This window comes from Niabella pedocola (assembly GCF_021044425.1).
In the GTDB taxonomy this organism is placed as follows: Bacteria; Bacteroidota; Bacteroidia; order Chitinophagales; family Chitinophagaceae; genus Niabella; species Niabella pedocola.
Window position 1 is genome coordinate 191,753 of the sequence record NZ_JAJNEC010000008.1, and the last position, 15,561, is coordinate 207,313.

Consider the following 15,561-nt stretch of genomic DNA (forward strand, 5'->3'; position numbering starts at 1 on the left):
TTATTCCTTTATAATATTTTGCAAAGCAGCGTTGGCACCGCTTTGTGTTAAAAATTGCAATTGTTGTGTTACCGCCCCTGCAAAGCCGGGGATCTGGTTCAGGTCCTCGTTCCACAACCCGGTATCTGCCAGCACGGCTGTAACAAGGGCTTCCGGGTTGGCAGCTGCTTTCCATTTCTGTGCAAGTACCGCCGCTTTATCATCGTTGATCACATATTGTTTGCCGTTGGCCGATCCCATATATACCGTTCCCTCCTGCTCCGATTTCATAAAAAGCAGGTATGCCGCAAAACCGAGGGCTATCGCAGCAGCAGCGCTGCCTTCCCCGCTTTCGTAATACTTCTTTATTAACGGTACATTCCGCATCAGCATCTTTGATGTATACGCAAAACTAATACTTAGCCATTTATGATCTAAGAACGGGTTCTTAAACCGCTCAATAACCGCATCTGCAAATTTACAGGCTTCCTCGTAGGAAATGCGCGCGCCCGCTACTGCCCTGGCCAGTTCCGCTTTGGAAAGTTGGGTAACAAACGTATCAAAGGTCTTATCGGCCATGGCTTCCTTTACGGTTTCAAATCCGCACAGGTACGCCAGCGCGCAAGAAAGGGTATGGGTTCCGTTGAGCAGGCGCAGCTTGAGTTCCCTGAACTTTTCAATATCGGGCGCAATCACCACCCCGGCATCTGTTTTGGCAAAGGATAATACCTCGGCCACACGCGGATCTGCCGCTTCAATGGCCCATAAACGGAATACTTCGCTCATGATCATCAGCTCATCGGTATAACCCAGTTGCTGCTGCGTTTGTTCCAGGTCTTCACCTGCCAGTTTACCCGGTACAATACGGTCTACCAGGGAGCTGCAAAAATGATTGGCCTCGTTGAGCCAGCTGATAAACGCCTGTTCCAGCTGGTTTTGCGCCGCCAGCTTCAGGATAATGTCTTTCAGCTGCCGGCCGTTATCAATGATCAACTCTGTAGGAATGATCACCAGACCGCTTTCCCTGCTCCCGTTAAAAGCTTTAAAGCGCTCATACAGTACTGCCAGCAGTTTACCGGGAAAAGAAGCAGGTGGCTGATCGGTGATCTTATCATCGCTCATAACAATACCCAGTTCGGTAGTATTGGAAATCACTACTTCCAGCTGCGGACTTTGCGCCACTTCGAGGATCTGCTGCCATTGGCTTTTGGCAGATAACACACGACTGATGGCACTGTTTACAATATATTCGTTTACTTGTTTGCCATCTTCCAGCCCTCTTACGCAAATGGTATATAAGCCATTCTGTGTTTCAAAAGCATCGGCACCGCCGGTATCCGTGGACTTTACCACTACTACCCGCCCGTTAAAGATCTGCTGTTTATTGGCCTTGTCGATAAAATAATCGGGTAACCCTCTCAACAACACCCCGGTTCCAAACTGCAACACTTTTTCAGGAAGCTCCAGTTGCGCCGCAGAAGGCACCGACAACGCCGGGTCTTCTTTGATGGATGCTATTACTGTTTTAGATAACTGCATTTATATTTTTATTTTTTTGGTTTACTAACGGACGTTTTTAACAGCCAGTTCACCCAATCTCCCGCTGCTTTAAAATTTTCATACTGCAATGGCAGTTTCTTGCCATCTACATATTCATTATAAATCCAGGGATCACCCAGGGCGAAAACCGTTCCTTTCCCGTGTTTTGCTACAGCCATTGCTGTTATGTTACCTGCTTTTAGTAGCGGTACGGCCGTTTTGTAAAGATTCAAAGAACTTATTTCTTTCAGATAAACATTTTTGGCATTTTTAAAAATTATATTACCCGGTTGAATGTTTACCCGTCCCATTTCATAATCATTGTTCTTTACCATGAGCTGGTTGTCTTCGTTAAACCGGATGCCAAAGCGCGCTGCCAGGATATTGAAATGTTGCAGATCGCAGTTACCGGCATCGTTTGCCAACAGCACCAGTACGCCGCCCCTCTTTACCCATTCTTCGATCTGTGCGGCTGATTGTTCGTTCATATAATTGGGATGTGCCGTTTCTTTTTCAGTATCCGGATCCACAATTATATAAACAGATGCACCGGCCAGGTTGCCGGCAGTGGGCGCTTCCGTAAGTGACCGGATGCTGGCACCCTGTTGTTCAAACAGGCTTCCTAAAAAGGCATATCCGCCGTTCGACCAGTCGTTCCAGGTATAATGCCAGCGTTCCTGCTGCCCGCCCGCACCTTTCCGCCATTCATTATTAAAAAAGTTATCCAGCAGGATCGTTTTTCCCCTTCCGGCCGCCAGGCCCGGTATTAACTCAATTTCATTAGCGGCCAGGATAAACGCGCCCATTCCCTTGGGATCATTCCGTACTACCTTTTCCCGCATATAATAGTCGAAACTGCCGTCCCGGTAGGGCTTCCCGCCCAATCCCGATACCGACACCGTGCCTTCCAGGCTGACAAACCCATCGGTTTGCGTTAGTTTGTATTTTACAAGCCCGTTAAATGCTTTGACAGCGTTTGCCTGGTAGCCTGTTGAAATATATCCTTTGCGTGCTCCCTTTGCCAGCGTATAGGCCAGCATAGCGGTGGCCGATGATTCTGTATAATTCGGCTTTCTGCCGGGAAGATCTACGATGTCGAACCACATTCCGGTGGCCGGGTCCTGTACCTTAACGACCGCTGCCGTCAGCCGGTTGAGGATGGCAACCAGTTCTTTTCTCCCGGGATGATCCTCCGGAAAATAATCCAGCGCATCTACCAGCGCCATTCCATACCAACCCAATGCACGTCCCCAAAAATGCGGCGATACACCGGTTTTGGGGTTCGCCCATTGTTCTTTGCGTGCTTCATCATAGCCATGATAAAGCAGGCCAGTTTTAGGATCGCGGGCATTTTTTTCCATCAGCACAAACTGGCGGGTTACATCATTGAAGATGCTGTCCTCTCCAAAAACCTGGGCGTATTCGGCATAGAAAGGCTGGGCCATATAAAGGCCATCCAACCACATCTGGTAAGGGTACACCTTCTTATGCCAAAACCCACCCCCATTGGTGCGGGGGTGAGTGCGTAATTGTTCCCTTAATTGAAATACAGCTTTTTTATATTTCTCTTTTCCGGTTACACGAAAAAGGGTCAACAGTAATTTTCCGTTATTTACATGATCGATATTGTAGGTATCCGGCTCATAATCTTTAATGCGCCCGTCTTCCCCCACAAAATAATCCATGCTGTGCTGTATGTAGTTAAACCAGCGGGGATCGCCGGTAGCCAGCCAGATGCCCTCAATTCCTTTAAGTATCACCCCCTGGTCGTAGCTCCATCGCGCGGGCCGCCCCGGAACCACTGAAAAGGAATCCGGCCAGAGATGCATGGCGGTACGCGCCATTTGCTGCGCATAGGACTGGGCCTGCGCTGCAAACTGCAGTGAGCAAAAAGCCACCAAAAGCAGGATATATTTTCGCATAAATACCAACACTGGTTTTAAAGATTATTGAAAAGAAACTGCGGCCACGGTTGCCCCCGCTGCGGTTTCCAGTTTTTTAGTGGTTTTATGATAAGGGGTATTTGTAAACCGGAGCGCCTTGCTGCCGCTGCCGCTTACCCGTATTAACAATGGTACCTGCTCGTTGTAAAGCAGCCCGTCAAACCGGATATCCTGCGCATTTACCACATCCACCACCGGGCCGGTATTCCGGTTAAAGATCTTTACATTTTTGAACCCGATGCCTGCTGCGTCCTGGATACTAACCCCGTTATCCGATTGGAATACGGCGTTATGAATGCGGATATCCTTTACCGGCATTTCCGGCAATCCCCTCAGCAAAACGGCACGCTGGGCCCCGTTTACATACACATTGCGGATATCAATATTCCGGAACTGCGGCGTGGTTTCGTTTACCGGCAACTGCTCTACTTTGGGAAGCGCTGCTTTTTCCCCTTCCAGGGGTACCGGGTCCTTTGCCATGTAATACATATCAAACAGGATGGCGTCTCCCGGGATATCCTTCATATAAATATCGCGGATAAAAATATTTTCCACTATTCCCCCGCGCCCCCGGGTAGTTTTAAAACGCAGGCCGATATCTGTACCAATGAAGGTACAATTGCTGACATATACATTATTTACACCACCGCTCATTTCACTGCCTACCACAAAACCGCCGTGAGCGGCATATACGGTGCATCCGCTGATGACCACGTCCTTCGTGGGCATGGCACGCTGGCGTCCGTCTGCATCACGCCCGCTTTTCATGCAAAGTGCATCATCGCCCACATCGAATACACTGTTCTCTATGCGTACATTGCTGCAGCTTTCCAGGTCGATGCCGTCACCATTCTGGGCATACCAGGGATTTTTTACAACCACATTCCGCATGGTAATGTTCCGGCTCATCAACGGGTGAAGGCACCAGGCGGGAGAATTCTGAAAGGTCACCCCTTCCAGCAATACACCGTCACAGGAGGTAAGCACCAGCAGGTTGGGACGGAAAAAATCCTTTACGGATGCATAAAATGCCCCGGTCTTGTCCGCGGTGATCCGCCCCGGGTCTTTTAACGCATCCCCGCGGGCATAGCTTTCGGAAGGCATCCATATGCGGCCGTCCTCACTGAGCACGCCGCCGGAGGCTACCCGTTTTTTCCACTGTGATTCTGTTAATTTCTCTTTTTTAACGGCCCGCCAGGCATCGCCGTTGCCATCGATGATCCCGCTTCCTGTAATGGCAATATTCCGGGCATTTTCTGCGGATATGGGCGACTGGTTGCGCATTTGCGGGAATCCTTCCCAATTGGCTTTTACCAGCGGGTACTGCGATTTGTCTGGGGTGAACAGCAGGGTTGCACCTGCTGCCAGGTTCAGGTTTACGCCCGATTTCAATACAATGGGACCGGTAAGCCACAAACCGGAAGGCACCTGTACCATTCCGCCTCCTTTTTGCGAACAGGCATCAATAGCCTCCTGGATGCTTTTGGTGTTCAGTATGTAACCATCCGGAACAGCTCCATAGCTGGTGATCCGGTAAACAGCCTTTCCAAAATGTGGTTCCTGCACGGTTGGCAATTTCCATCCTGGCTGAGCCTGCAGTTGCACCCCGATCAACAACAAAAAGAAATATAAACTGTTTTTTAACATCCGGCAATCCTATTTTCTACTGAAACAAGCTACGCTGCGGCGCCAAGTTAAGCCGAATTCATTGGGCACAAAAGGGATTCCGGCTTTTTATTTACGCAAACGTTATCATGATCCGCAGGCGGAAAATACCCCGGAATGCCATGGTGTAATGCGGGATCAGTCCGTAAAAAAAAGCGGGTGTTCCAGTAATCTGAAACACCCGCGATCTATACAAATTATATAAACGGTTACCAGTCTTGTTTCGCCAAACCAGCTTTAATAGCAGCCAATGCTTTTTCTTCTCCCAGGAGAGAAGTCAGTTTATTTCCTTTGCCATCGTGCCCTTTCGCAATGTATCCGCCCTTTGCTGTACGAGAGATCACAGCATCCTGGATCGGTACATTCTTTTCTTTTGTTTTCACATTGTAAGCGGTAAGAGTTGCATCTGCCATAATGATTAATTTTTGATTTGAAAAGTTGAAATTAAGGGTTTTTATCTAAACAAGCTCCTAAATATCTGCGCGAAGCCAACTTTTATAACTAACAATTTAGTTATATTTACAAAAACATCGTTCATCTCAATACTGCAATATGTCTAAAAAACTCATTATCATACTGCTAAGCCTGGGGCCCCTGCTGGCCGGGGCACAGGAAGGATACGATCCGCTGAAAGTACTTAGCTTTTACAAAAACCAGGATTATGAACAGGCCCTGCGCTATCTCACTGTAACACCGGCACCGGAGAACGAGCAATACCTGTTTGACCTGGGTTATGTGCATTACATGAACGACCATGCGGCCGACGCTACAGCTGCGTTCCTCAAACTTTATCAAAAGAATCCCAACCTGCAGCCGCCCCAGCTTTACCTCGCCATGCTTTACGACCGTGCCGGTGATGAATATTCCGCGTTGCATCATTATAAAAATCTGATTGCACTGGATTCCGGCAATTATAAATACTGGCATTATGCTGCCGGAGAATGGTCAAAACTCAAGCAACCCGATTCGGCCATTGCCTATATCCGTAAAAGCTATACGTTAAACCCAACTGCCGGCAGGGTGGTTTATGACCTTTGTACGTATCTTGACAATGCCCGGCAAAAGAAGGAAGCCGAGCAGCTGGTGGATCGCTTTCTGCGTTCAGACAGCAGCTATTTTCCCCTGATCGGTAAAAAGGTAGATCTTTGTTTCAGTGCCGGCCGTTACACCGAAGCCATTGCCTGGGGCGAGCGCCTGCGCACCCGCAATGCCTCCCCCATCAATCTTTCGGCAGCTTATATACACCTGCTCTACAGCTACCTGAATTTAAAACAGCCGGACAGCGTATTAAGCATTTACAACTGGCTGCTGCTGCAGGGTGTGGGCGGAGAGTCTGCAACCTATGGCGCAGCACTGGCACATGCGATCAAAAAGAACTATGCCATGAGCGATTCCCTACTTACCGAATGTATCAACTATAATATCCAGGAAATGGCCGCCACCTACTTAAGGGCCAAAGCCAATAATGCTGTTGCGGTTAAAAACTACAGCCAGGCCATGGCGCTGTACGATACTTCGTATTATATTTTCAAAGACCCTGTTGACCTGTTTCAGGCAGGCCGTATATCCGACAATTACCTAAAAAACAGGATGCAGGCAACCGGCTATTACAAAAAATTCCTCCGCTACCGGCCAACGCCAAAAACGAATGACGAAGTAACCATTACCCGTTATATCAAAGAATTTTTAAACCCTCAAAAAAATTAACGCAAGCCAAAAGCCGTTATCTTTATTTAAATTTTAAACTATGAGAAAATTCTTTTTTTTCCTGATGAGCACCCTGGTATTCATTTCATGCGGCAGCAACCAGCAGCAGGCCGTTGAATACAATAACCAGCTGGTGAAGATTCAACAGGAGGTTGCCCAGGAAGCCCAGAAATTTGGTCAGCTTACCCAAACCAGCGACAGCGCGCAGGCATACCGCACGCTGGCCGATCTTACAACCTATGTAAATGATGAAACAAACAAAGCAACAGCTGTTCAGTTCAAGGGGGATGATTTTGGAATGAAAGCCGCTTTGCTGGATGGTTTCCGGTTCTTTAAAAAAGTGTTGAACGAAGATTTTAAAAAATTACTGGAGTTGCGGTTTACCCATACCCCTCCGGCCGATGCAACACAACAACTACAGCAGATCCTGACCAATATTCAGAAAGAAGGCCAGGACATTGATAAAAAATTTATCGACGCGCAACAACAGTTCGCTAAAAAATATAAGATCCAGTTGCGGCAGCTATAAAATCAACTTTCTTTTAAAAAAAGGCTGTTCGATTCTTTGAACGGCCTTTTATTTTTTCAATCCTTAAGTATTTCCTGTTTTAAAAATCAACAAATGCGTGTTGCCATTGTCCTTCCTGTTCTTTTGATCTTATTGATCACCAGCCGTTGCAGCCGCGATCAGCAAAATCCCTATCATTACTTTGCGAGCCTTCAGCAATTCCGGTTAAACGCTATGAGTGCAACCGCAAACTATACTGCCCGCCGAAAGGCCAAGCGGAATACCCCTGAAGAAGAACACTTGAAAAAAGAAATGATCGCATTACTGCTGCAAACCGAGGACTCGGTACGCAATTGTGCTTTTACGAAAGACGATTTCGGATTAAAAAACGCCATCCTGCACGAATTTGCCTATTCCCGAAAGCTGCTTACAGATACCCAATTTTGGGCCAGGAGCCGCGACACGGCCCTTTCCATTGAAGAACGGGTGAAAGTATTGGACACCATTTCCGTTGAACTGGACCGGAACACAAGGCAGATCAACCAGCAGATCCTTAAAAGCCAGCTGGCCTTTGCCCGCTTTTACCGCATTCCGGTAACCACCCCGTAATATATACCGCAGGCTCCATTCTGATCGTTCAACACCGATCGCCTATCCTCCGGAAACAACAACGAAAAAAATATGCTATTACAATTACGTAAATCTACGATATATTCGTATAATTGCGATAAATTAATATAGTATGATTTCTAACACGTTCGTTTGCCGCTGCCTTTATATACTTTTGTTTATGGGTATCCAGGTATCCTCCACCGCCCAGATAACCTTGCGCACTGCCAACTCAAATGCCGTCAAAAACCCGCAACCGGTTACCGGAAGAATCCTGTATGATTTTCGTTATGTAAAAGATACCAGCCGGCGGGACTATATATATACAGAGACACTGGAGCTGGATTATACAAAAACAAGCAGCTACTTTACCAGCTATACCGCCAAACAAAATGATACGCTTATGCAGCAGCAGCTTGCCGCCGCTTTCAAAAATGCGCCCGATCCCGATCGTGTAGAAATTACCCTTACCGGGGGTGCCGCAGCATCGTCCGACAAATTCTATACAGAAAGCCATCCGCAGCCCCGGGTTTATGCCATCAGAAGACTGGCCGGCACTGCTTTTATCATTCCGGCTTCACAGGTATCGATCAACTGGAAAATCATTGATTCTACCAAAACCATCCAGGGCTTTGTGTGCCAGAAAGCAAGAGGCAGCAGTTATGGGCGGCAATACACGGCATGGTTCTGTACCGATCTGCCCTACCGCTTTGGCCCCCGGAGGTTACACGGATTACCCGGGCTTATCCTGGAAGCCTATGATGATGCAATGGAAGTGGTGTACCATTTGAACCGTGTAGAAGATTTTAATACGGGGCTGGCGCCGATCGGGCTGCCCGGCGATGCAGAAACCACTACATCTGCAGCGTTTGCCCAGGCGGAGGAAGCTTTTAAGCGAAACCCGCAGGCATTTATCGATGCCAACCGCGGCAAGCGGACCACCGGGCGCACCGCGGGTATTACAGACGGTTTTGACCCCTCCAAGATTAAAAGTATCAACGTGCGGAAAAGCAGCACTGAGCCTGCGGGCATCAAAGCGAATAACCCCATCGACCTGGTAAAAGATCCCTCTTAACCGGTATATCCCAATGAGAAGGATGCTTTTGTTGCTGTTATGCTGGTGGCCGGCCTTTGTGGCCGGGCAAACAGTTGCGCCCCGGTTGTCTGGCCGCATCAGCGACACCCTGGGCAATGCCATACCCGGAGCTACTGTAACGCTGATCCGGTTAAAAGACCAGGCCGGCCTGCTGTTTACAACAGCCGATACAGCGGGCCGTTATGTGTTTCAGCTTTTGCCCGGATACCTGAAGGAACCGCTCGCCGTAAAGGTAACAGCCGTCGGCTTTTTAAAGTGCCAGCAACCGGTTGATGCGCACACTACCGACATTCACTTCACGATGCAGGTTGCGGCAACCAGCCTGCTTGCCAATGTAACGGTAAGGAGCCAGGCGCCCATTGTTCAAAAAGGAGACACACTCAATTATGATGCAGCCCGTTTTACAGAAAAATCGGATCGTCGGCTGGGCGACATCATTAAAAAGCTGCCGGGTGTGGAGGTAGACGAAAGCGGCGTGATCAAATACAAGGGAAAGGCCATCAACAAGTTTTATATTGAGGGCGACAACCTGCTGGATGACCGGTATTCCATCGCAACGGATAATATCAACGTAGCGGATGTAGAAAAGGTACAGGTCATTGAACATAACCAGGATGTTAAAATGCTCAATGGTATCGTGCCATCCGACCGCGCAGGGATGAACATCATTCTTAAAAGCCGGAGCAAGCTCAAATTCATTAACAATGCCGAACTTACCGGCGCCCTGCCCCGGGCTTATGCCGTCGAAGGAAAGAACATGGCATTTAAGCCGGCATTTAAAGCCATCAACGAAGTAAAGCTGAATGATATGGGCCTCACTTATACAAGGGCCTCCGGCATTTCGGGCTTGCAGCCCCCGGCAGGCGTTGATGCGGCTAGAACGCTTTTTAACAACAGCAAGATGGTGAACCTGAATGACCTGTATAAACTGAATCCGCATACCGGTATCAGGCTGAACGGGTTTTATTTAAGAGACGATCAACAAACCGACAATATCTTCCGCACACGCTACTACCTGCCAGGTGCAGACAGCGTTGCATATACCGAGCAAAATCATAACCAGCTGCAAACCGAGGCGCTGTCCCTGGGATTGAATTACAATGTAAACAGTCCCAAAACATACGTTAACGTTGTCAGTTCCCTGAATCATAACCGGAATACGGGCCATACCACTACCGCGGCGCAAAACAGCATTGCAGCAACCAACCAGTATACCAGCACCGATTTTAATAACGCCGTAAACGGGTACCTGATCTTTGGAAAAAAGCACCTGCTGAACTACAGTAATGTGTTCCATTATGCCGAAAACCCGCAGCAAACCATATTTGAACCGGGTGCGCTCCAGGACCTGCTCAATGACCGGCTTCCTTATCTGCAAACCCATCAATACCAGCGTCAGCAGTCTTTCAGCAACGGAACCACCTTCGGTTACCGCAAGGTTTTAGCAAACTGGACGATGGGTTTTAATGCCGGCCTTAACCTGCAGCAACAGTTCCTGGATTCACACGTTGAACTATTACAACCAGACCGTTCGTATACCATTCCAAAAGGTTTTGGCAATGCGCTTCACTGGAAAAAAAGCGAGTTGTTTTCCGGTGCTTCGCTTACCTATAATGGAAACAGGACCCGGCTCACCCTCAGCGCGCCTGTCAAATGGCAGTATTACCGGTACGCTAACGATTCACTGGCCATTAATAAAGACAGGGGCACCCGTTTTACCAATGAGCCTTCCGTTAACTGGGAATACCGGGTTGGCAGGGAGCACAGCCTGTTTCTTGATTACCGCTTAGATTACAGAACTGCCGGCATTGAACAGGTATATGGAGGAGCGATCATTTCCAGCTACCGTAATGTGGCCTCTTATGAAACTCCATTCCTGATGAGCCGCAACCATAGCATACGCGCCGGCTTCAGCTATAAAAAAGTGATACAGGTGCTGTTCGCAGATTTCGACGTACAGTATGCCGCAACAAAAAACTTTTTTATGTACAGCACGCTGATACGGGATAACCTGACGGTGGTACAGGCATTGCCCATCCTTAATAACAGTAAAACCGCGGGCACATCGATGCGAGTGGGCAAATATATTTTTCCGCTGAACACCACCATTGTCCTGAGCGGCGGCCTGAATACCTCCTCGTCGCAACAATTACAGAATGAGCAGCTGTTCGATACCCGTTCCGTTACAAAAAGTGCGGGAATTTCGGTTACCCCTACGGTTTTAAAATGGCTCAAGCTGGATATCTCCTCCACTTATCTCCAATTCAATTCCCGGTCGGCGCAGGCAGCTTTCCGGGTGCAGCACCTGCAACAGTGGAAACAACAGTCCGGGGTTACCGTTTATCCGTTAAAAGGTTGGAGCCTTAATTTCAGTAACCAGTATTATCATTTTGCTCAAAAGGGCAATCCCGTTACCTCCAGTTTGTTTATGGATGCCTACGCTCAATACAACTTTGACAAAACCAAACTGCTGCTCCGTTTAAGCTGTACCAATATTGCCGGTACTGCTTCTTTTGAAACCATCCGTCTCAGCGATAATATGACCAGTACCGCTTCTTATATGCTCCGGCCACGCATGCTTCGCTTATGGATGGCTTTTGATTTTTAACAGCGGCGCCCTGTATCTGGGAAACCATTTTTCCGCACTGATAGGCAGCCCTGCCATTTACCCCATCAATAAAGGAACATAAAAAAAGCGGCGGTCTCCCGACCGCCGCTTCCATTATTTTATTTAAATAACTAAATATCCAGTTTTGCATATTTAGCATTGCTTTCAATAAACTCCCGGCGCGGCGCCACTTCATCGCCCATCAGCATGCTAAAGACACGGTCTGCTTCCGCAGCACTTTCAATGGTTACCTGTTTCAGCGTTCTGCGATCCGGATCCATGGTTGTTTCCCAAAGCTGCTCAGCGTTCATCTCACCCAAACCTTTATATCGCTGGATATTTACCGAATCTTCGCGACCGGCACCCAGGCGTTCTACCAATGCTTTCCGCTGGTCTTCATTGTAGGCGTAGGCCGATTCTTTTCCTTTCTTCACCAGGTACAACGGCGGTTGTGCCAGGTATACATATCCCTGCTCCACCAGCTCTTTCATATACCGGTATACAAAGGTGAGAATAAGCGTAGCAATGTGGCTTCCGTCCACATCGGCATCCGTCATGATGATCAGTTTGTGATACCGGAGTTTTGCAAGGTTCAGCGCCTTTGGATCGTCCGGTGTACCCACCGTTACACCCAGTGCTGTATAAATATTCCGGATCTCCTCGTTCTCATAGATCTTATGCTCCATGGCTTTTTCCACGTTCAGGATCTTACCCCTTAACGGCAATATGGCCTGGAAGCTCCGGTCGCGGCCCTGTTTGGCGGTACCACCCGCTGAATCTCCCTCCACCAGGTACAGTTCGCAGCGTTCGGCATCCCTGTCTGAGCAATCCGCCAGTTTACCCGGCAAACCGCCACCGCTCAGTACCGATTTCCGCTGTACCAGCTCTCTTGCTTTCCTGGCCGCCGCCCGCGCCTGTGCCGCCAGGATCACTTTATTAATGATGTTCTTGGCGTCCTTCGGATTTTCTTCCAGGAATGCATCCAGTACCCGGGCCACGGTGGTATCTACTACCCCCATTACTTCCGAGTTGCCCAGCTTTGTTTTTGTTTGTCCTTCAAATTGCGGCTCCGGTACTTTCACCGAAATAATGGCACTCAGTCCTTCACGGAAATCATCTCCCTCTACCTTCACTTTTGCTTTCTCGTACAAGCCGCTCTTCTCACCATAGACATTAAACACGCGGGTAAGGGCCCGGCGGAAGCCGGATACATGCGTACCGCCTTCAATGGTGTTGATATTATTTACATAGGAGTAAATATGTTCGTTGTAGGTATCGTTGTAGGTAAGCGCCACTTCAACCGTTACACTGGAATTGGCATCAAACCCTTCCACATACAGGATATTGGGCAGCAATGAGGTACGGCCGGCACTTTTATCCAGCATCTCTACAAACTCAACAATCCCACCTTCGCTGTAAAACACTTTCTTTACATCATCCCCGTTGTCGTCTTTTTCACGTTTATCCGTAAGTGTAATGGAAATGCCCTTGTTCAGGTAGGACAGCTCACGCAAACGCCCTTCCAGTATTTCGCGTTTGTATTCGGTGCTGGTAAAAATGGAACTATCGGGCCAAAAATGCTGAATGGTACCATGCCGGTCCGTAGTACCGATCTCCCGTACCGGGTAATCCGGCACACCGATATGATACTCCTGCTCAAAGATCTTTCCCTCCCGGTGTACGATGGTATGCATATGGGTACTTAATGCGTTTACGCAGCTAACCCCCACCCCGTGCAAACCACCGGATACTTTATAGGTATTTTTATCAAATTTACCACCCGCATGCAGGATGGTCATGGCCACCTGTAAAGCGCTTACTCCCTGTTTTTGATTAATGCCCGTAGGAATACCCCGGCCGTCGTCTTCCACAGAAATGGAATTGTCTTCATGGATGGTTACAATAATATTTTTACAGTATCCCGCCAGTGCCTCATCAATGGAGTTGTCTACCACCTCATAAACCAGGTGGTGCAATCCTTTTACACCGATATCTCCGATATACATGGCCGGACGTTTCCGAACCGCTTCCAACCCCTCTAAAACCTGGATACTATCTGCTCCGTACGCGGGGGGAGAAGCCGCTTCGACATCCTTTAATTCTTCACTCATACAATATGAAAATTTTTAATGCGTGTTCAATTGAGTAGTCTACAAATTTACGAAAAAATACCCGTTTTTTGGGTATAATTTACCCCAAATGTGGATAACCGTGAAGCTCACGGAAACCAATATTTACACCTGAATATCAGCACATTATATACAAATTCAAAATAAGAGCAGGAATCGGGCACCATATGTATGCCTTAAACGGCAGCGGCCGGGCCTCAAAAGAGGTCCGGCCGCTGCAACATGTGGTTAAAAATTGCAGCACTGATCGAATCAGTTCGCTTCGGTATAGCGTTTAAAGTTATCCAGGATCGCCTGCCATCCGGCCTGCTGCATATCAACGGGGTTCGTATTTTCCGCATCAAAAGTTTCCGTAACAGCCGTATGGTTTCCTTCGCCGGAGAAAACAATATTTACCTTGCGATCGTCACCCATGGTATAATCAATCTGTTCATGCGTTTTTACTTCGTCGTATACGCCGCCAAAGTCAAACCCCATGCTGCCGTCCCGGGCTTCCATCCGTGAGGAGAACCGGCCTCCGGTGCGCAGGTCATTTTCTGCATGAGGCGTATGCCAGTCTTCAGAAGCACTGTTCCATTTTTTAATATGCTCGGGCTCCGTCCAGTATGCCCATACTTTTTCTACCGGTGCATTGATGGTTGTTGCGACTGTAATTTTTGTAGCCATTATTTGTAGTTTTTGATTTTTTTTAAAGATCGGTTTTATTCAGATTATCCCAAACTGTATTGCAAAGAAGCGTTCGGACTACGCTTTGTTTCCTGCCGGCGCAGTTTGTGATAATAATGATAAGAAGCCGCCAGGATCAACAGGGCAACCAATGGGAATAGGGTTTGTCCGCCAAAGCCGTCTACTACGGTATGAGAAACCGCTGCACTGATAAAATTAAAGGTAAAACCGGCATAGGCCCATTCTTTGATGCGTCCCTTGAAAAAAGGCAGGGCCAGCAGCAGTGCGCCTGTAACTTTAAACACGGTCAGCAATACGCGGAAATAATCAGGATACCCCAGGTGGCTGATGCCTTGCTTGGCCAGTTCCGTATGTGAGGTTAGTGCCGGCATAACTCCATCCATTAATACGATGAGCCCGGTAAATGTCCAGTAAAGAATTTTTGTCTTTTTCATTTTTTATCGTTTTTAATTGTTTTAAGATCTGTTGCAATCACAATGCAAACATACTATCGTATTTGAACGGATCTGCTGTGTAAAAACGACAATTGAAAAGGCAGTTTGCGGCAAGGGATTTGAAAATTTGAAGATGTGGAAATGTGAAAATTACGATTCGCTGGCAGTTCATGGGTCTCCCACAATCGGCATTATTTTTTGATGTCTTGAAACGTGAAAGTCCCAGGTAATGGTTCATCGAGCGTGAAGGATCCCTTCGAGAAAACCGGGCAACTTCAATCATCTCCCTGGGAATTTGATGCCCTCAATGTAATACATCAATGCAGAAAGATATAGTTATAGTTAGGGGTTGGCCCAAAGGAACACCACTGCCGCTACATGCTACCTGGTTATTCAAAATATTTCAATGTCGTGCCCTTAAGCCTCAGATCTGGCACCGATTGTAATAACACTCAGAGATATCTCAGTGAAGGCGCCGCGGGCGTAATCAGCGTATCTGCGGCAATTACAAAATCCGCTTAAAGAATCAGCATTCGATATTTTACGTTTACAGAAGTCCTGCAGGAAATTTAAAACAATAAATATAAAATTTAGCTGCAGAAATCATAGCGACTGAACGAATGAAGGGCAGTCAGATCGCTGAGTACAAACCGGATT

12 protein-coding genes are annotated in these 15,561 nt (G+C 47.8%); 5 read left to right on the top strand and 7 right to left on the bottom strand.

What is annotated here, in order from left to right:
• The 4 genes from LQ567_RS25260 to LQ567_RS25275 all read right to left on the bottom strand — a co-directional run bounded on the left by LQ567_RS25260 (window position 1) and on the right by LQ567_RS25275 (window position 5,539).
• Window positions 1–1,518: a tagaturonate reductase gene (locus LQ567_RS25260; RefSeq protein WP_231008706.1), complete on the bottom strand. Its 1,518-nt coding sequence runs from the start codon at window positions 1,516–1,518 to the stop codon at window positions 1–3.
• Window positions 1,519–1,526: 8 nt separating this feature from the next.
• A complete protein-coding gene (locus tag LQ567_RS25265) occupies window positions 1,527–3,440 on the bottom strand; it encodes a glycoside hydrolase family 88 protein (RefSeq protein ID WP_231008707.1) in 1,914 nt (637 codons plus the stop codon).
• A gap of 24 nt (window positions 3,441–3,464) precedes the next feature.
• A complete protein-coding gene (locus LQ567_RS25270) occupies window positions 3,465–5,108 on the bottom strand; it encodes a glycoside hydrolase family 28 protein (protein WP_231008708.1) in 1,644 nt (547 codons plus the stop codon).
• 227 nt (window positions 5,109–5,335) lie between these two features.
• Complete coding sequence (locus LQ567_RS25275; protein WP_231008709.1) at window positions 5,336–5,539, bottom strand: hypothetical protein; 204 nt, start codon at window positions 5,537–5,539, stop codon at window positions 5,336–5,338.
• Between the two features lie 139 nt (window positions 5,540–5,678).
• Between LQ567_RS25275 and LQ567_RS25280 the strand changes: the two genes are divergently transcribed.
• The 5 genes from LQ567_RS25280 to LQ567_RS25300 all read left to right on the top strand — a co-directional run bounded on the left by LQ567_RS25280 (window position 5,679) and on the right by LQ567_RS25300 (window position 11,654).
• Window positions 5,679–6,833, top strand: a complete 1,155-nt coding sequence (locus LQ567_RS25280; protein ID WP_231008710.1) for a tetratricopeptide repeat protein — start codon at window positions 5,679–5,681, stop codon at window positions 6,831–6,833.
• Window positions 6,834–6,873: 40 nt separating this feature from the next.
• A complete protein-coding gene (locus LQ567_RS25285; RefSeq protein ID WP_231008711.1) occupies window positions 6,874–7,362 on the top strand; it encodes an LIC11966 family surface protein in 489 nt (162 codons plus the stop codon).
• A 93-nt stretch (window positions 7,363–7,455) separates the two neighbouring features.
• Window positions 7,456–7,950, top strand: a complete 495-nt coding sequence (locus LQ567_RS25290) for a hypothetical protein (RefSeq protein ID WP_231008712.1) — start codon at window positions 7,456–7,458, stop codon at window positions 7,948–7,950.
• Between the two features lie 133 nt (window positions 7,951–8,083).
• Entirely contained in the window at window positions 8,084–9,025 is a 942-nt protein-coding gene (locus tag LQ567_RS25295; RefSeq protein WP_262909713.1) for a GLPGLI family protein, read from the top strand.
• Between the two features lie 13 nt (window positions 9,026–9,038).
• Window positions 9,039–11,654: a carboxypeptidase-like regulatory domain-containing protein gene (locus LQ567_RS25300; protein ID WP_231008714.1), complete on the top strand. Its 2,616-nt coding sequence runs from the start codon at window positions 9,039–9,041 to the stop codon at window positions 11,652–11,654.
• Window positions 11,655–11,785: 131 nt separating this feature from the next.
• On the opposite strand, the gene gyrB is transcribed toward LQ567_RS25300, so the two are convergent.
• The 3 genes from gyrB to LQ567_RS25315 form a co-directional block, all read right to left on the bottom strand.
• Entirely contained in the window at window positions 11,786–13,765 is a 1,980-nt protein-coding gene (gyrB, locus tag LQ567_RS25305) for a DNA topoisomerase (ATP-hydrolyzing) subunit B (RefSeq protein WP_231008715.1), read from the bottom strand.
• Between the two features lie 270 nt (window positions 13,766–14,035).
• On the bottom strand, window positions 14,036–14,449 hold the full coding sequence (locus tag LQ567_RS25310) for an SRPBCC family protein (protein ID WP_231008716.1): 414 nt from the start codon (window positions 14,447–14,449) through the stop codon (window positions 14,036–14,038).
• Between the two features lie 44 nt (window positions 14,450–14,493).
• Window positions 14,494–14,904: a DoxX family protein gene (locus LQ567_RS25315; protein WP_231008717.1), complete on the bottom strand. Its 411-nt coding sequence runs from the start codon at window positions 14,902–14,904 to the stop codon at window positions 14,494–14,496.
• Window positions 14,905–15,561: the final 657 nt, after the last annotated feature.